General features: G+C 51.5%; 18 protein-coding genes. 7 read left to right on the plus strand and 11 right to left on the minus strand.

Annotated elements, in window-relative coordinates; genetic code table 11:
- Positions 1–2: 2 nt before the first annotated feature.
- The 6 genes from AB4Z33_RS00830 to AB4Z33_RS00855 all read right to left on the minus strand — a co-directional run bounded on the left by AB4Z33_RS00830 (position 3) and on the right by AB4Z33_RS00855 (position 6,481).
- Entirely contained in the window at positions 3–1,244 is a 1,242-nt protein-coding gene (locus AB4Z33_RS00830; protein ID WP_442048056.1) for a CpaF family protein, read from the minus strand.
- On the minus strand, positions 1,228–2,403 hold the full coding sequence (locus tag AB4Z33_RS00835; protein WP_442048057.1) for a hypothetical protein: 1,176 nt from the start codon (positions 2,401–2,403) through the stop codon (positions 1,228–1,230). The genes AB4Z33_RS00830 and AB4Z33_RS00835 overlap by 17 nt, the downstream gene beginning before the upstream one ends.
- A 214-nt stretch (positions 2,404–2,617) precedes the next feature.
- Positions 2,618–3,016 (minus strand): nucleoside-diphosphate kinase, encoded by a 399-nt coding sequence (gene ndk, locus AB4Z33_RS00840; protein WP_442048058.1) that lies wholly within the window; start codon positions 3,014–3,016, stop codon positions 2,618–2,620.
- A gap of 32 nt (positions 3,017–3,048) precedes the next feature.
- Entirely contained in the window at positions 3,049–3,858 is an 810-nt protein-coding gene (locus tag AB4Z33_RS00845) for a pyruvate, water dikinase regulatory protein (RefSeq protein ID WP_442048059.1), read from the minus strand.
- Positions 3,855–4,538: a helix-turn-helix transcriptional regulator gene (locus AB4Z33_RS00850; RefSeq protein ID WP_442048060.1), complete on the minus strand. Its 684-nt coding sequence runs from the start codon at positions 4,536–4,538 to the stop codon at positions 3,855–3,857. Before AB4Z33_RS00850 ends, AB4Z33_RS00845 begins: the two co-directional genes overlap by 4 nt.
- A gap of 143 nt (positions 4,539–4,681) precedes the next feature.
- The gene (locus tag AB4Z33_RS00855) at positions 4,682–6,481 is read right to left on the minus strand and encodes a M3 family oligoendopeptidase (RefSeq protein WP_442048061.1); all 1,800 of its coding nucleotides are present in this window, start codon (positions 6,479–6,481) and stop codon (positions 4,682–4,684) included.
- A gap of 152 nt (positions 6,482–6,633) precedes the next feature.
- On the opposite strand from AB4Z33_RS00855, the gene AB4Z33_RS00860 reads away from it, so the two are divergent.
- A complete protein-coding gene (locus AB4Z33_RS00860; protein WP_442048062.1) occupies positions 6,634–6,801 on the plus strand; it encodes a YycC family protein in 168 nt (55 codons plus the stop codon).
- Entirely contained in the window at positions 6,801–7,040 is a 240-nt protein-coding gene (locus tag AB4Z33_RS00865; RefSeq protein ID WP_442048063.1) for a hypothetical protein, read from the plus strand. The genes AB4Z33_RS00860 and AB4Z33_RS00865 overlap by 1 nt, the downstream gene beginning before the upstream one ends.
- 66 nt (positions 7,041–7,106) lie before the next feature.
- Here the strand turns inward: AB4Z33_RS00865 and AB4Z33_RS00870 are convergent, their stop codons facing one another.
- Positions 7,107–7,835: a DUF2225 domain-containing protein gene (locus AB4Z33_RS00870; RefSeq protein ID WP_442048064.1), complete on the minus strand. Its 729-nt coding sequence runs from the start codon at positions 7,833–7,835 to the stop codon at positions 7,107–7,109.
- 5 nt (positions 7,836–7,840) lie between these two features.
- The gene (locus AB4Z33_RS00875) at positions 7,841–8,230 is read right to left on the minus strand and encodes a globin domain-containing protein (RefSeq protein ID WP_442048065.1); all 390 of its coding nucleotides are present in this window, start codon (positions 8,228–8,230) and stop codon (positions 7,841–7,843) included.
- Positions 8,231–8,679: 449 nt separating this feature from the next.
- Between AB4Z33_RS00875 and ylbJ the strand changes: the two genes are divergently transcribed.
- Positions 8,680–9,756 (plus strand): sporulation integral membrane protein YlbJ, encoded by a 1,077-nt coding sequence (gene ylbJ / locus AB4Z33_RS00880; RefSeq protein ID WP_442048066.1) that lies wholly within the window; start codon positions 8,680–8,682, stop codon positions 9,754–9,756.
- A 95-nt stretch (positions 9,757–9,851) separates the two neighbouring features.
- The gene (locus tag AB4Z33_RS00885) at positions 9,852–10,649 is read left to right on the plus strand and encodes an NAD kinase (protein ID WP_442048067.1); all 798 of its coding nucleotides are present in this window, start codon (positions 9,852–9,854) and stop codon (positions 10,647–10,649) included.
- Between the two features lie 45 nt (positions 10,650–10,694).
- Here the strand turns inward: AB4Z33_RS00885 and AB4Z33_RS00890 are convergent, their stop codons facing one another.
- On the minus strand, positions 10,695–11,420 hold the full coding sequence (locus AB4Z33_RS00890; RefSeq protein ID WP_442048068.1) for a YutD family protein: 726 nt from the start codon (positions 11,418–11,420) through the stop codon (positions 10,695–10,697).
- Positions 11,421–11,480: 60 nt separating this feature from the next.
- The gene (lipA, locus tag AB4Z33_RS00895) at positions 11,481–12,389 is read right to left on the minus strand and encodes a lipoyl synthase (protein WP_442048069.1); all 909 of its coding nucleotides are present in this window, start codon (positions 12,387–12,389) and stop codon (positions 11,481–11,483) included.
- A gap of 109 nt (positions 12,390–12,498) precedes the next feature.
- Here lipA and AB4Z33_RS00900 point away from each other — a divergent pair, with 109 nt between their 5' ends.
- The gene (locus AB4Z33_RS00900) at positions 12,499–13,581 is read left to right on the plus strand and encodes a M23 family metallopeptidase (protein ID WP_442048070.1); all 1,083 of its coding nucleotides are present in this window, start codon (positions 12,499–12,501) and stop codon (positions 13,579–13,581) included.
- A gap of 68 nt (positions 13,582–13,649) precedes the next feature.
- On the opposite strand, the gene yunB is transcribed toward AB4Z33_RS00900, so the two are convergent.
- On the minus strand, positions 13,650–14,687 hold the full coding sequence (gene yunB / locus AB4Z33_RS00905; RefSeq protein ID WP_442048071.1) for a sporulation protein YunB: 1,038 nt from the start codon (positions 14,685–14,687) through the stop codon (positions 13,650–13,652).
- A 235-nt stretch (positions 14,688–14,922) separates the two neighbouring features.
- Here yunB and AB4Z33_RS00910 point away from each other — a divergent pair, with 235 nt between their 5' ends.
- Both AB4Z33_RS00910 and AB4Z33_RS00915 read left to right on the plus strand, forming a co-directional pair.
- On the plus strand, positions 14,923–15,663 hold the full coding sequence (locus AB4Z33_RS00910; RefSeq protein WP_442048072.1) for an HAD family hydrolase: 741 nt from the start codon (positions 14,923–14,925) through the stop codon (positions 15,661–15,663).
- Positions 15,664–15,776: 113 nt separating this feature from the next.
- Positions 15,777–16,763: a phosphotransferase enzyme family protein gene (locus AB4Z33_RS00915; RefSeq protein ID WP_442048073.1), complete on the plus strand. Its 987-nt coding sequence runs from the start codon at positions 15,777–15,779 to the stop codon at positions 16,761–16,763.
- Positions 16,764–16,766: the final 3 nt, after the last annotated feature.

The following is a 16,766-nucleotide window of genomic DNA, read 5'->3' on the forward strand; positions in this document are numbered from 1 at the left end:
GTCTATACAGCCTCCCCGCTTCTCTGCTGCCGACCCGCCATAACGAGCTTGTCCGTATGCAGCAGAGTATTTCCTGTCGGACGCAGCTCACCGATGACTTTGCCCTCTTTCTCCCCGTCCTCTTGGAAACGAAACAGCGAATTCAGCTGCACCTCGCCGCCCTCCATTCCTCGAATCTCGCATATTTCCGTCACCTTCCTCGTTCGATCCCGGAAGCGCGACAGATGAACGACAATATCGATCGCAGACGATATTTGCTGCCTAACGACCTGTACAGGCATATCCGCTGCACTTAATACCATCGTTTCCAGCCTCGCAATCATATCCTTCGCTCCATTCGAGTGCCCGGTTGACATCGATCCGCTGTGGCCTGTATTTAGCGCTTGCAGCATATCCAAAGCTTCACCGCCGCGCACCTCGCCAACGATAATGCGGTTTGGCCTCATCCGGAGCGAAGCGCGAATCAGATCGCGAATCGTTACCTCTCCTTTGCCCTCCGTATTCGCATTGCGCGTTTCGAGCGACACGAGATTGGGCAAGGTCCGAATCTGCAGCTCAGCCGAATCCTCAATCGTTACAATTCGCTCGTCGCTCGGTATGAATTGCGACAACGCATTAAGAAAGGTCGTCTTGCCAGTACCTGTCCCGCCGCTTATGAAAATGTTGTATTGCGATGCAATAAGCTCTTCTAGAAAACTTGCAGCTTTCGCTGACAATGAGCCGTAACAGATCAGCTGGTCCATCGTTAACGGCTGCTCAGGAAACTTCCGGATCGTCATGCATGGTCCTTTGAGCGCGACAGGAGGAAGCACGACATGTACCCGCGAGCCGTCCTTGAGCCTAGCGTCAACGATTGGCGAAGATTCGTTCACGACTCGGTTCACGCTTGCAACTACGGCTTGAATCAAATCCTCGAGCCGCTCCCTGCTCTCGAATGCTACGGGATACAATGTCATCCTCCCATGACGCTCGATAAAAATTTCCGCATGATAGTTAATCATGATCTCCGTCACGGAAGCATCCTCCATTAACGGCTGCAAAATATCCAGCCCTCGGAAGGAATGGAACAGTCTGCGCACAAGCAGCACTTTCTCATTTGCCGTAAGCGGATTGTGCGTGCACCACTCAAATACCGTATCTTCAGCAATTCGCATTAAACTTTCATCAGACAATGTTCCGTTGAAATCGATCTTGGCTCGAACGCTGTTGCGGAGCGACAGCACCACTTCATCCGTTAACGGCATGCTGCTGTCCGCCTCTCAGTATATAATTCATCAGCCTTCCTGCTGCAGCTCTATATGATGGCGATGATAGAAGCTTAGGTGATGTCGCGCTATAGTTATTCCATTCCATCGCATCGGGCAATGAAATTGGCATATACGGTATGCCGTCCCGATTAACAGTCGGCGGCAACGCATTCGTCTTCGCGCGATTATGAATCAATTGGACCTTCTGAGCCATGCGTTGAAACCGCGGTCCCCACTTCTGCTCCCCATAGCGGTAGGCCAGCCGCTGCTTCGCAAGAACACCCTCATCGTCGCTTACGAGCCACAATATCTGATCGGAATTTTCCAGCAGCTTCATGTGAAGCTCATCCAGACCGTCGTCCAGATCGACAATGATGAGATCATATTGTCCTGACTGCTTAATCAGAGCAAGCAATCCAGCCGCATCTTCCGCGCCAAGCGTTATACGATCCTCCGCGTTCGTGCAGGAAGCAAGGTAGTCTCCCTTCAGCAATGAATGGCGCTTGCGATGCTCAAGCAACCATTTGCCTGCTTGCTCCGGTTCGGATTTCAACTTGTACAATAGCTCTGACATGCCAAGCTGAGTACCTATGTGATTCGCATGCCCGAGCCATCCCCCTAATGAATGCCACCGCTCCAAGTTCAGATAAAAGGTTCGGTACTGCTGCGATCCCGCAGCATTTGTCAGATGAAGAGCAAGCGCGGTCTTCCCTGTGCCCCCGGAAGATGAATACACCGTTACGACCTTCGCGCCCTCTTCCGAAACGAGCCCATTGCCAACGGGAGAGGAATACCCAGCGGTACCTGCCCCCGCGTGCATATCGAACAAGCCTTGAAGCAGTGCAGGCAACGGCTGATATTGCAGCAACTCCTTCTGCTGACCCCCGCTCTCTCCGCGCTTCGAGACGAGTGCAACGGTCGCAATTCGTTCCAGTCTTGCAGCATCGATGCCGACTTTCAGTTCTGAATACAATCCCGGCTGTACGGCAAGCAGGTCCATCGAATACCCTTTCTCGATATGTTCCTTCAGCGCTAGCGCATTTGTGAAGGCGATCAATTGCCATTGCTGGCTAATCGGGCTCTCGCGAACATATTCCGCCAGCCGTTTTACGTATTCCTCCTCCTTCGCCGCTACAGCAAGCTGATATCGTTTCATGGCTGCACACCTCCTCTTCAGATGAGAAAACAAACGCAAAAAAGCACCGTATAAAACGCTATTTCTAGCGTCAAATACGGTGCTTCCGCGGTTGCTCTTATTAACTTTGGTTAAAATTTACCATATCCCCCTGCCACTCGTCAACACTAGCAGTCTATCTTTTTGGAATCTTTGAAGCGCATATTCCGGGATATCTCTTGCTACTGCTTCATCCTTATTGGAAAAATAGCTTGATTTCCCGATCCGCGTTCTCATCCGAATCCGAACCATGAATAATGTTGCTCGCCACATCGATGGCAAAGTCGCCGCGAATCGTCCCTGAAAGGGCATCGGACGGATTCGTCGCGCCGATCAACGATCTTGCGTTTTTGATCGCATCCTTGCCTTCCCATATCATGGCGAACACAGGTCCGGAGATGATGAATTCGACTAGCTCGTCGAAGAAAGGCTTCGCTTTCAGGTGCTCGTAATGCCGCTCGGCAAGTTCCCTGCTTATTTGCATTACCCTCGCGTCAACCAGCTTAAAACCCTTTTCCTCGAATCTGGCAACAACACGTCCGACAAGACCTCTCGCAAACCCATCGGGCTTAACCATTACAAACGTTCTATCCATACAGATCCCTCCATCTCTATCGGTATAGCCATTTATCGGTAAAGCCATTCAATAATGATACCTGCCGTTTCCTCAATTGCACGGTTTGTGACGTCGATAATCGGACAATTGAGCGATTTCATAACATCCTCAGCGTATTTCAGCTCCTCGATAATGCGCTCCTGTGACGCATATTGCGCCGAAGATGGAAGTCCCAGCGTCTTAAGGCGCTCCGTTCTAATCCCTAGCAAATGCTCAGGCTGCATGGTCAGACCAACGATTAAGCGACCGGGCGCAGGCTTTAGTTCCTCAGGCAAGTTAACCTCCGGCATGAGCGGAAGATTCGCAGTCTTAATTCCTTTGTGCGACAAAAAGACGCTAAGCGGTGTCTTGGACGTTCTTGATACGCCGATCAGCACGACCTGCGCCAGTACGAAGCCTCTCGCATCCTTGCCATCGTCGTATTTGACTGCAAATTCGATCGCATCCATTCTATGATGATAAGCATCGTCTATCGAATGAAGCAGGCCTGGCTCACGCTTCGGATAACTTCCGAAGGTATCGACATAAGCTTGCATCATCGGCCCCATCACATCGACGGCGCGCACGCCCTGCTTAAGCGATTCCTCCTTCATCAGTTCCCGCAGCTCCGGCTGAACGAGCGTATAACTGATGAATCCGCCAGTCCCAGCCGCTTCCGTTACGATACGTACGATCTCATCCTCCGACTTCAAATGTCCATAACGCTTAATCTTCACATGCTCTGACGAAAACTGTCGGAGGGTCGCTTTCGCAACCGCTTCAGCCGTCTCGCCAACCGCATCTGAGCATACGTATATAATTTGCTGTGTCAATGGTGTCATAGATTCCGCTCCCCCAGATCCGGAGCCGCCGCAATGTCGGCCAACAGACGTATAATGTTCGACTTCGATACCCATCCTACAATCTCCGGATGAGGAGCTTGCTCGTCCCGAGGCATGATAACTGGCAAGCAATCGACCTGATGAAGCGACATCTTGCGTATAGCATCCAGCACGGAATCATCTTGTATTAACGTTACGATATTCGGGTAACGGGTCATGACCATACTTACGGGAATCGATGCAGCTCCCGCATTGCCAAGCGTAATCTTGAGCAGATCCTTCGGCGTAACAATACCCGCAAAACCTTTGTTCTCATTAACCACGAGCAGCGTGTCGGCATTCTCCGTGAATAACGTGATGACTGCATCATGTACGGATAGCGAATCCGGCACGTTAACCGGTACGCCTTGGATTTCTCTTACCTTCAAGCTGCTTAACTGTTGCAACGCTTCGTTGCTTGACCGGTATGCATTGCCTAAGAAATACCCAACCTTAGGTTTGGCGTCCAAATGTCCCAGCATAACGAGCAGCGACAAATCCGAACGGAGCGTTGGCCTGCTTACACCGAGATATTCGGCTAATTGTTCACCGGTAATCGGTGCATGCTTCTTTACCAGCTCTACTAACTCCAATTGACGCGAAGATAGCTGAATCGGACTCCCTCCTACTATATGACTCATATTAACTATAAATTTCGTTATTATACGCCAATTAATATATCACATTCCTATATGATGTACAATATTGAATCTATGAGTGTATAAAAAGCTGCCTTCTCGTCATAACTACTACGATAAGGGCAGCTTTCTTTTGTTGTAATAAGCTATTTAGATTCTATCGATTTTTCGGTCATATTAATGAATAATTGTACGTCTTCCTCCGTCAAGGCAACCGCCTCACTCCAGAAGTTGCTCTCCTCAAGGTTTACGCCCAAATGAACTGAGGCCAGCTCCTCTACGGTCATTCGGCCCGTATCCCGCAGCAGTGCGACATATTTGTCCGCAAACGCGGGCCCTTCTTGCTGCGCTCTTGCATAGATGCCTGCGCTGAACAAATAGCCAAAGGTGTAAGGGAAGTTGTAGAATGGAACATCCGTTAAGTAAAAATGAAGCTTCGATGCCCAGAAATGAGGGTGCGCCTCGCCCAGCATATCGCTGAAAGCCTCACGCTGAGCATCTTCCATTAGCTTGTTGAGCTGTTCAGAAGAAACAAGTCCTTCTCTCCGCAGCTCATAGAACCGGGTCTCGAACAAGAAGCGTGCATGTATGTTCATAAAAAAGGCAACCGAGCGCTGGATCTTATCCTCCAGCAAGCCAAGCTTCTCATCGGCGTCCGTTGCCGTCTTAAGCGCCTTATCCGACACAATCAGTTCGGCGAATGTCGATGCCGTCTCCGCCACATTCATTGCATACTCTTGCGATAAAGGCGGCAAATCATTCATTACATGCTGATGATACGCATGACCCAGCTCATGGGCTAACGTCGATATATTCGATGCCGAGCCGGAATACGTCATGAAGATACGCGTCTGTCCGCTCTTCGGAAACGAGGTGCAGAAGCCTCCTGGACGCTTACCCGGGCGATCCTCTGCTTCAATCCAGCCATTAGCGAACGCCTCCTGCGAGAAATCGGCCAGCTCCGGGCTGAATCCGCGGAATTGTTCAACGATGAACTCCGCCGCTTCCGCATAGGGAACAATTCGCGCTGAAGCGCCAAGCGGTGCCTCCACGTCATGCCAGTCAAGCTTCTCTACGCCTAGCAGCTTCGCTTTCCGCTCCAAATAGCGAACGAGCGACTGTTTCCCGTCCTGTATCGCCGCCCACATCGCCTTTAGCGTTGCCTCGCTCATCCGATTCATCTGAAGCGGCTCTTGCAGCACAGACGCCCAACCGCGCTTATCATAAAGCTTCAAGCGGAAGCCGGAGATGCGGTTCAGCACCTCGGCGCTTAAATCTGCTTGCTCCGACCACACGCGCTCCCATTCGGTGAAAGCTGCCTGACGAACAGCTCGTTCGCCTTCGGAAAGCCGATTATGCATCTGACCAGCAGAAAGCGTCCGGCTTTCCCCGTCTGCTCCAACATCATTAAACTTGGCTCTCGACACGATTAAGTTGTAATAATCGCCCCAGCCATGATAACCATCGACGGACAGATCTCCTGCCAGCGCCTCCAATTCAGGCGCCATCTTCTGCTTCGCCTGCTCTCGGCGCTCATGCAGGTTGAATGCGATCTCTGCCAGCTTCTCATGTTCGAGCAACGCTGCCCACTCGCTGTCCCCGTAAGCTCTTAGCATATTGTCATATCGAGTAAGCACGCCGATCAATTTGGCAGACAGCGTCTTCACCTTGTCGTTAAGCGAATTAGCCGCTGTATCTCGGATATTGGCAGCCATCAAGCATGCCACGAAAGAATCCGTCTCTCTTAGACGCAGAAGAACGGATTGTACAATCTCGGTCAGCTGTGCCAGCTTATCGGCATCCAATAACGCATTGCCAGCTAGTTCGGCATCCAGCCTCTCCATATCTTCCTCCATCCCTTTAAGCTCTTGCATAAAGGCTGTTGATCCGGAGCCCCCCTCATAGATCGAATCAAGCTCCCAAGTAAGCGGATATTGCTTTGCCACGCCCATCATCCTCTCATCGTTATTTGCGCAAATGTCTCTGACGGTGTATAACTTATATTAATATTACCACATCCCTATTAAGAAGAAACCGCATCGCGGTCCTGTGAAGGCCCTGCGGWATGCTGAATGAATATTGAATGGAGGAATCATACATGTCTAAACCTTTGCAAATATCAGCCGAAACGGCTGTTAAGTTATCCAAACAGCTTGGCGTGCCGATCGAGCATCTCATGCATATGCCCAAACATATTTTGCTCCAAAAGCTCGCCGAGCTTGCGAAGCAGGAAGGTCCGTCAACGGACGAGAGCGGCAACAGCTAATGGTCCCTTTCGAGAGAACATGGCCGTATGACATCATCATGGGTGATATTTATGTCACCAATTGCCCATTCTGCAATGAAGAAAATGTACTGCTTCCGCTTCGTCCTGAAGAGATTACATTAATCCAAGACGGCAAAAAGCGACTGCTCGTATTTCCATGCTGCCACAATCAAATCACGGTTGTTGACGTTGATCGTGATTACTTGCTCGCTAATCGCGCTCTCCCCGGACGCAAATAAACAAATAAAGGCCGCCCCCGACAATTCACCTAAAGTGATTGCGCCGGGATCGGCCTTTATTATTTATTATGCGAATGAAGCTATGCCGTCACCGCTCACTTGCTCAGTGGAATCGGTAATCTCGCCTTCGCCACTCAGCATCGATTCCTCGCGTATCAATTGCCATTGCTCACGGCTTGCCCGAATCATTGCCGAATCTACAATTTTCTTATCGTTGACTACGCGCGAGAACCATCGTACAGCATCATTCCGCTCACCTATTCTACGGTGCAGCTCCCCGATTATGTACATCAGCCTCGCATTGTTAAGCGAAGCGCCCTCTTCCTCATACACACGGATATAGGATTGCAGCGCGAAACGCAAAAAGCGTTGTTCCTCCGTTTTGTTGGACGCGTATCGATAAAGCCAGGCGATATGGTGCAAGATTCCGGCAATAACACGTTCCTTCTCACCGACAGCCTGAGCGCTAATTAGCGCTAGCTTATAGGAAGCCATCGCTTCCTTCTCGGTACGCTCGCCGCCATAATTGACAGGTACCCACCGGCTTCCAGCCGCCTCCATATACTTCCGCTTCTGAACATCATTAAGCCTGTCCAAACCATTCTCCGTCGTAGCGAAGCCGCAGGTCGGGCATACGCGAACAACATAAAAATCAGGGTTAACGCCAGCTTTGTAGTAACCGCAAAAATCAGTGTCTGTAGCGATTGCTTTCTTGAAACTCGGGCGCACTCTTGATGTCTCAAATGGTGTTTCACAGCAAATACACTGTAGCTTAGATTGATAGAGCGGTTCCATTGAACTCACGTCTCCTCTTCGAGTGTGTTAACAAAGTGATGCGCCGGGCCGGACAGCCTGTCAATGACGATCGCTTGCAACTGCTCCTCTACTCCAATCTCCGCAAGCGCTCTGCGCATGCAATCGAGCCAAGCTTCCGCACGCTCAGGCGTAATCGGAAAAGGCAAATGCCTAGCTCGCATCATCGGATGTCCATATTCGTCGGAGTAAAGCGAGGGGCCTCCAAAAAATTGCGTCAAAAACATATATTGCTTGTCCATCACCGGATGTATATCAGCCGGAAACAGCGGTCCGAGCAGAGGGTGGGCTTTCACCTTTGGGTAGAAAGCCTCAACCATTTCTCTAATCTTTCCTGCTCCGCCGATCAATTCATAAAGGCTTATATTCCTATTCATCGTCATTTTCAGCTCCATATTGTAGGTCTTTTGAATTATATTTTAAAGAAAAATCATTTCCTAATGCTTAGTATAACATTTATAGATGACCGTATAGAAAAAAAGCCCGCATTGTAATATGCGGACTCATGATTATAGAACGAAACATACCTTAATAGTCTTCTTCACCAGGTGAGGATAGCGACTCTCGGATGACATAGACGAACGCGCAGACTAAGATGCCAGCGATATAACTCATGCTCATCACTCCAAGCTTTTAAAGGTAGCTCTATTGTAGCATATTTCAGCATCAMAATGTAAACGTTTTCTTTATGGATAAAAAAATTATTTTCCCTYCCTGTAAGTGATGGATGTCCACCCTTCGGCATATACGTGTAGGAGGATCAATCGACTCGTCCATGTCGTCTTTCCTATGCTTGTTCTCACCGTATTCAAAGGAGGCGGCTAGCGTGCTGCGCACTTTCATTCATCCTTTATCGTTAACGGCGTTCGCTGCATTAAGCGTCGCCCTGCTAATGACCCTATTTCCTGCTGAGACACTGACATCCTCGCTGCGCGGACTGTCGATTTGGTGGGAGGTGCTGTTCCCAGCGCTCTTCCCTTTCTTCGTTATCTCAGAACTGCTGCTCGGCTTCGGCATTGTCCATTTCTTCGGCAAGCTGCTTGATCCGCTTATGCGACCGCTGTTCAGACTGCCTGGCAACGGCGCATTCGTCGTCGCAATGGGTTATATATCGGGTTATCCGGTAGGAGCGAGATTAACCGCGCAGCTATGGGAACAGCGCCTTATTAATCGTTCCGAAGGCGAACGGCTCGTAGCCTTCACGACAACGTCCGATCCCGTCTTCCTGATTGGCGCGGTAGCCGTCGGCTTCTTCCACAATGTCGCTTTGGCGCCGCTGCTTGCAGCTGCGCATTACGGCAGCGGACTGCTTATCGGACTTACGATGCGTTTCCATGACCGTCATGCTCCAATGACATCGGATAGGCGCCCGGCCGTCAGAGCAGATGGCAGCAACCGGCGCCCATCGCGGATGTATACCGCCCTGAAAGCTATGCATGAGGCTAGACTGCTCGACGGACGGGGGCTTGGACAATTGCTGCAGGATGCAGTAGGCTCTGCTTTACGGCTTATGATTGTCGTAGGCGGTCTCGTCGTCTTCTTCTCTGTGGTCATGGAGATGCTGACACGGGCAGGACTTGTCGGAGCACTGGCTGAGGCCTTCCGATTTCTATTAACGGCAGCAGGCCTGCCGGCACCGCTAGCGGATGCGGGTGTATTCGGCATATTCGAGGTGACGCTAGGATCGCGCGCAGCCGGAACAGCGAACACGCTGCTCCTTCATCAAGCTGCAATAGCTGCATGGGTGCTGTCATGGGGCGGCTTATCCGTTCATGCGCAGGTTGCCAGTCTGCTTAGCAAAACCGATCTGCGTTACCGACCGTTCCTGCTGGCCAGGCTGCTGCACAGCTTCCTAGCCATGGMACTTGTCTACTTGCTATGGAATGTGCTTGGACCAGCATAAAAAAGTGACCATTTTCCACCCCACTCACGCATTGAATTCAATCGACATTTCCTTTATCATCTTAAGTATGCAACAGATCGGAAGGAGATTTACCTTTGAAATACGCGGTTATTGATCGAGGCGATTCTTTATCGCAATCATTGGCTCAAAAATTTCATCAGCTTGCAGCGGAGAAACATTTTGTTCGCAGCGACGACAGACCCGAGATCGTCATCTCGATAGGAGGCGACGGCACGCTTCTGCATGCCTTCCACAAATATGTCGATCGTATCGCCGATGTCGCTTTTATTGGCGTTCATACCGGACATTTGGGCTTCTATGCGGATTGGCAAGCAGACGAGATTGAAGAGCTTGTCGCCATGATGGCGGCGGAACAACCGCGAATTGTTCGCTATCCGCTTGCGGAGATTCAACTCGAAACGCCGACCGAAACAAGTTATTATTTATCGTTGAACGAATTCACGCTCAAAGGCGTCGATGGAACGCTCGTCGCACAAATTAACATTAACGACGAGATGTTCGAGATGTTCCGCGGCGACGGTATCGTTATCTCTACACCTTCGGGCAGTACCGCTTACAATAAGAGCGTCGGCGGCGCAATCGTTCACCCATCAATCGAATCGCTGCAAATCGCAGAGATTGCATCCATTAACAATCGCGTGTATCGAACGCTCGGCTCATCGGTCATGCTCCCGCAGCATCATCACTGCGATATCATATCGAAGAAGGAGCAGAAGCTCCAGCTGACGATCGATCATGTAAGCATCACGCGCAGCGATATTATCTCGATCCGTTGTTCCGTTGCGAGCCGCAAAGTCAGCTTCGCCCGTTATCGTCCATTCACGTTCTGGAATCGGGTACGCGAAGCATTCTTAGACTCCGGCGAGCGTTAATAGACATTAAACAGATCACAAAAGAAAAGACGCCGAGACACTCCTTTAGGAGCGTCCGGCGTCTTTATTTGGCCGTTGGTTCGAAGGCGCTTCTGCGGATGCCGCCGCTTCGCCTGCGGCAGTACCGGAACGAGAATGCTTCTTGTTCCGATCATTGCCGCCGCGGTAAGGCTTGCGAGGCTGGTGCTCGCCCTTCTCTCCGCGTGGATGTCCACTACCGCCACCGCTGCGATGACCGTTGTCGCGTTGGCTATTCTCACGTTGATTATGCTCACGGGGGCTGTTGTCGTGGCGATGAGCGCCCCGGTTAGAACGCTCTTGTCGTTCATGACGTTCTTGTGCCGGTGCTGCCGCTTCCTTGCCTGCTGCCGTTTCGTCCAATGTTCCCGTTTCCGAGCGGCCCGCGCTCTCCGGCATCCGATACGTTCTCGCGTCGACCCTTGGCTTCAGTTCCTCCGCATCGAAGTCGTAATCTCCCGGCTCCTTCTTGCTCGACTCCTTCTTCTCCAGAATGAAGTACGCGCAGCCGAAGTTGCAATATTCGTTAATATAATCCGGCATACCGGAGTAGAGGCTGTCCTTCGTAGCCTTAGAGTGGGAATCGCGGAAGAAGCCTTTCAGCCTTAGCTGACTATAGCCCCAATCGCCCACGATAAAGTCATACCGCTCCAACACCTCGCTGTATCGATCACGAAAGGCTTCTGGATTCCATCCGTTTCTATTCTCATGAACAAGCTCATATGATTTGCCGCCGATATGAATCAAAGCCATCTTCTCCACCTCTTCTGCGCATCCCTTACATTCCGCCGGAGCAAGAGACACTTCCTCACACTATTCCTTCCCAGAGCCTGCTACTGCCATTTTATCCGCAGCAATAGCCGAGTCCGTCTGTTCGTGCGCATGATAAGAGCTTCTTACGAGCGGTCCGGATTCTACGTGACGGAAACCGCGTTTTTGCCCTTCTTCCTTCAACTTCGCGAACTCGTCCGGATGGACGTAACGAACGATTTGCAAGTGATTAGGCGTCGGCTGCAAATATTGACCCAACGTCAAAATATTGACATCGACTGCGCGCAAATCATCCATCGCCTGCAAAATCTCTTCGTATTCCTCGCCTACGCCAAGCATAATGCTCGACTTCGTCGGTATCTTCGGCTTCATTTCCTTCGCTCTCTTAAGCAGCTCGAGCGAGCGTCTATACTTCGCTTTCGCACGGACACGGTTAGATAAGCGCTCCACCGTCTCGATGTTATGGTTCAGGATATCCGGATTCGCATCCATTACGGTCTGCAGAGCATCCCAGTTGCCCATAAAATCGGGAATAAGCACTTCAACGCGGCAGAATGGCATCCGCTTGCGAATTGCGCGAATCGTAGCCGCGAATATCGAAGCGCCGCCGTCGGCAAGATCATCGCGGGCAACCGAGGTCACGACGCAATGCTGAAGTCCCATCTGCTCGGCGGCTTCCGCTACGCGGTCCGGCTCTTGCAGATCAAGCTCTGTCGGCAGGCCGGTCTTAACCGCACAGAAGCGGCAAGCACGCGTACAAATATCGCCTAGAATCATGAACGTAGCCGTTCGATTCGCCCAGCATTCATAAATATTCGGACAACGGGCTTCTTCGCATACGCTATGCAGCGTCTTGCCGCGCATCATTTCTTTAATCTCGGCAAAGTTGCCGTCTGTCGCCAATTTTATACGAAGCCAATCAGGCTTTTGTAATTTCTCACGTTGTTTCATACGGCATTACCTGCTTTCACTTTCGTTGTATAAGGCCACAATCACTTCGCTTATTATATCACGTTTCGGATAAAAACCAATGATTTGCAAAACATATCGTTATTCCGTCATGCTTTTGGAAAGGGTGAGACGTTTGAAAAGGACTTTTCTGCTGAAAGTAGCATTATCGGCCGCATCGCTGCTCCTTGCCGTTCCCGGTATATCCGCTCAGGCCTCGCCTAGCAAGCAGCAGCGAACCGAGCAAGCCGCCAGGCCGACATCTTCTGCAACCGAAGCGGATTTGATCGCAGCAAGAAAAAGCTTATACCATCAACTAAGCACCGTTACGCAAATTCCATGGTTTTGGCTCGCAGCCATTGACCAATATGAACGCTCCATGTCGAAGGTGAAGCCAAAAGCACGGCCAATGCTCGGCAGCACGGTAGGGATATTTATCGATCAGGAGCAATGGGCCGGGCCGCTAAATCCCGATATGGACGACAGCTCTCCCGTATCGATCCAATGGTTCAACGGCATCGGACGCGACGGAGACGGCAATGGTATTGTCGAGCGCAATAGCGATATCGACCTTCTCTACTCGCTTGTCAGCAAGGTTGCGGCCTTCGGCACAACGGAGGAGGACTTCTCTATCGGGTTATGGGAATATTACCAGAACGGCCGAGCAGTCAAGCGCATTCAACAGTTTGCCCGCATTTACGAGCATTTCGGCAAGCTCGATCTGTTCGAGCATGCCTTCCCGCTGCCGATAGGCACCAATTACAGTTATAAGGACACCTGGGGTACGGGACGCAGCTGKGGCGGCAGGCGAACCCATGAAGGGACGGATATTTTCGCTAATCACGGGGTCCCCGTTAGAAGCACCTGCTATGGCGTAGTCGAGATTAAAGGCTGGAATCCGTATGGCGGTTGGCGAATCGGCATTCGGGACTTAAGCAATTTCTATCACTACTACGCCCATCTGTCTGGTTATGACAAGACAGTCGAGGCCGGCACGATCGTTCAGCCGGGTCAAGTGATCGGCTGGGTCGGCAGCTCCGGCTATGGCAAGCCCGGTACGCAAGGCAAGTTCCCGCCGCATCTGCATTACGGCGTATACAGCGATCGCGGGCTTATCGAATGGTCTTTCGACCCGTATCCGATGCTCCGCCGCTGGGAAGCTTCCGAGAGGCAGCGCTTAAGATCCAAACGATAGTGTTCTACACAAGGAGAGGCCGCCCCAACAGCCTATTGGCTTTTGGGGCGGCCTCATTATTAGCGGCTTCACTCCGAGCCGGTATTGCCAGCATTGCCAGCGTTATTGCTATGCTCCCCTGATGCGTTTCCTGCTGAGCCTTCATTGCCCTCCGCCCCGCTGCCGCTCGCATTATTGCCGCTGTCATCCCTATTCTCGCCGTTCTCGCCTTGTGTCGTAACGCCGGAGCCCGGAGACAACGGAACCGATATATTCGGCGCCTGCCCCGCCGATTCGCCAACAGGCTTGCCCGTATTGTCGTAGTAATACATCGGCACATCTCCAACGACGAGCAGGTATGATATCGGAATCTCCGTCTCTACCAGTTCGGGCTCCGTATCGAATGGAATGATAATCGTAACCTCCGCCGTAATGCGAATGTACACCTCGACCAATACCATGTTGATCGCGACATCCTTCTCGCGCGTGCTCAGCTCCACCTTCGCCGCTCCGACCGGCTCGAACTTGACCGGTACTCGCGGCCCGAACGACGATATAATCGCGCTGTTCAGCGCATGTCCGATTGGAATATGCTCTAGAATATCCTTCATATCCTTAAGCGTGTTCTCCACGGTGGACACGGTCTGCGAAGTGATCTTCATATGCTCGGCATAATTGAGAATGAAGCCGGATATTTTGCCGTTGCTGTTCATCTTCCAGTCGATCAGCTTCTCTGATTCCGACTGGTTYGCCACCTGATCCGTAATCGCCTTGTTGATTGCCTGTGTTGCAACCTGCTTAACCCGAATCTTAGCGATATTCATGAGCGGCGGCCTTAAGTTCCGTTCGATATATACAAACGATTGAATCGATAACAACGTCATCACAATAAGGGCAATGAGCCAAAAATTGCGCCGGCGCATACGCGGCCTAGCCGGACGGCTGCCCCATGCGCCTGGAGGCGGGCCGCCGCTGTTCCTGCTCCTCGCACCGAATCCGAGTGAAATAGAAGATGTGCGTTTGCCCCATTTTCCCCGGCTAGCCCCTGTTCTCGACCCCCACTTCGCTCCTGAAGAGCTCGCCTGCTGCGTGCTGGGCCTGCTGCTGCCCCAGCTTACCGTTTTCACTCGTCTAATTGGCCTCCCCGTCCACATGCCCCCGCCGAATGAACGAAACCGCCAGCCTCTCCTTCCCCATTTTGCCAAGTGCAAGGCCTCCTCCCGCTTCACCCTGTCCGCCTTCTATATCCATTCATATGCGTGGCTCGGCCAAAAAAGAAGGCAGCTTGCCCGTTGCGGCTGGGCTGTTCTACCTTATAATGGAATCAGACAGACTCGCGGATTAACGATAGGAGTGTTATAGATGATTATGCGGCCTGAAGCGATTTTGATGGATATGGATGATACGATTATTGCCTTCGAGCATGGAGTAGACGTTGACGCCTGCTGGTTCCAAGCTTGCGGTATCCATCTGAAGAGCAATGACAAGGGCAATATACCGGCATTAGTAAGTGCGATTAAAACGGAGGCCAAATGGTATTGGAGCGACCCTCAGAGGCACCGAGAAGGCAGAATGGATCTCACCGCTGCAAGAACGCGTATCATCGATGCGGCTCTGCAAAAGTTGTCCTTCATCAGCAGCTACAGTTCATCGGTCTCACGAGCAATCGCTCGGGATTACGGACTAGTTCGAAACGAAGCGATCTACTTGTACGAGGATGCCATTGAAACGATTCGGCATATTAGAACATTAGGAATTAAGCTGGCGCTATTAACGAACGGTACGTCAACGGAGCAACGGCACAAGATCGAGCGCTTCAACCTTGAACCGCTGTTTGATCATATTTTTATTGAGCAGGAAGTAGGCATTGGCAAGCCTGATCCCCGCGCTTACGAAAATGTCTTGAAGCGGCTAGGCGTAGAAGTGCCCCACACGGCTTGGATGGTAGGCGACAACTACGAATGGGAGATTACCGCTCCTCAGAAAATAGGCATTCGCGGCGTTTGGATTAACCATAACCGCCCATTGCTCGATTCTAACCCAGATACAGCTCCCTACCAATCCATTGCAACGCTCAGCGAATTGCGCAAGCTGCTCCTATAACGCTGTATCTGTATGAAAAGATGATTATAATCATCTTTTATATCCCGTTTGTTTTCCGGCCCGGCTAGAATGAGAACATACCGAAAGAAACGTACGAGGAGGAAGACAAAGATATGATCACCGTTCCAGCCATTCATACCGTTTTTCAAAAAGAAGCCTTGTTCGCTGCCATTGCCGAGCAGTACGATATCGGCATTCCGCTCACGAGCCGATTTGTCTCGAACGGCTTGAACGATACCTACGACGTCGTTACGGACGAAGGCCGTTACGTGCTTCGCATCTATAAGAAACAATGGCGGAGCGAAGCCGAGATTCGTTATGAGCTCGATCTGCTGCTTTATTTGCAAGGTGAAGGCATCCCTTTATCTAGCCCCCTTGCTCGGAAAGATGGCGAGCTCGTTACCTATATTGCCTCTTCAGAAGGTACGCGCTACGCGGTACTGTTCACTTACGCTGAAGGCATCGCGATAGCGAATGCTCAGACGAGCGTACACTACGGCCGGGCGGCAGCTCAGCTTCATCGTGCAGCGGACGGCTTCGTTCCGTCCCATGAACGCTTCCAGCTAGACAGCGCCCATCTGCTCAATGAACCGCTGGAACATCTGTTGCCCAAGCTTCAACACCGCCCTGACGATGTCCGATTCGTCCAAGAAGCGGCAGTCCGGTTGAAGGATAGGATGAACCGGCTGACGTTAAACGACAACGACTGGGGAGCATGCCATGGCGACCTGCATGGTTGGAATGTGTTCCATGACGAGAAATTCGACGGCAGCCTGACGCACTTTGACTTCGATTGCTGCGGGGCAGGCTGGCGCGCTTACGACCTGTCTGTGTACTTATGGAATCTCGTGCATGGCAGACATGATCCCGAGAAATTCGGTGATGAGTGCTGGGACGCATTTCTGAGCGCCTATGTCGCGGAACGTCCGCTGAGTCAGGCCGATCTTGACGCTATTCCGTTATTCGTGGCGGTTAGGCAGCTATGGCTGCTTGGGCTGCATACCGGCAATAGCGCGGTGTGGGGCGCGTGGCAGGATGACGGTTATTTTGACGGGAAGCTCAAGTTTCTGAAACTGTGGATGGAAGCATACGATTTATAATAA

The organism is Paenibacillus sp. 2TAB19, assembly GCF_052115185.1.
GTDB lineage: Bacteria > Bacillota > Bacilli > Paenibacillales > Paenibacillaceae > Pristimantibacillus.

Bases quoted from the DNA above. Each gene is read 5' to 3' on its own strand.
- AB4Z33_RS00830 (WP_442048056.1), bottom strand. From the start codon at position 1,244: ATGCCGTTAACGGATGAAGTGGTGCTGTCGCTCCGCAACAGCGTTCGA.
- lipA (WP_442048069.1), bottom strand. From the start codon at position 12,389: ATGAAACAACGTGAGAAATTACAAAAGCCTGATTGGCTTCGTATAAAA.
- AB4Z33_RS00870 (WP_442048064.1), bottom strand. From the start codon at position 7,835: ATGGAACCGCTCTATCAATCTAAGCTACAGTGTATTTGCTGTGAAACA.
- AB4Z33_RS00845 (WP_442048059.1), bottom strand. From the start codon at position 3,858: ATGACACCATTGACACAGCAAATTATATACGTATGCTCAGATGCGGTT.
- ndk (WP_442048058.1), bottom strand. From the start codon at position 3,016: ATGGATAGAACGTTTGTAATGGTTAAGCCCGATGGGTTTGCGAGAGGT.
- AB4Z33_RS00835 (WP_442048057.1), bottom strand. From the start codon at position 2,403: ATGAAACGATATCAGCTTGCTGTAGCGGCGAAGGAGGAGGAATACGTA.
- AB4Z33_RS00910 (WP_442048072.1), top strand. From the start codon at position 14,923: ATGATTATGCGGCCTGAAGCGATTTTGATGGATATGGATGATACGATT.
- AB4Z33_RS00860 (WP_442048062.1), top strand. From the start codon at position 6,634: ATGTCTAAACCTTTGCAAATATCAGCCGAAACGGCTGTTAAGTTATCC.
- AB4Z33_RS00890 (WP_442048068.1), bottom strand. From the start codon at position 11,420: ATGGCTTTGATTCATATCGGCGGCAAATCATATGAGCTTGTTCATGAG.
- AB4Z33_RS00865 (WP_442048063.1), top strand. From the start codon at position 6,801: ATGGTCCCTTTCGAGAGAACATGGCCGTATGACATCATCATGGGTGAT.
- AB4Z33_RS00915 (WP_442048073.1), top strand. From the start codon at position 15,777: ATGATCACCGTTCCAGCCATTCATACCGTTTTTCAAAAAGAAGCCTTG.
- AB4Z33_RS00875 (WP_442048065.1), bottom strand. From the start codon at position 8,230: ATGAATAGGAATATAAGCCTTTATGAATTGATCGGCGGAGCAGGAAAG.
- AB4Z33_RS00850 (WP_442048060.1), bottom strand. From the start codon at position 4,538: ATGAGTCATATAGTAGGAGGGAGTCCGATTCAGCTATCTTCGCGTCAA.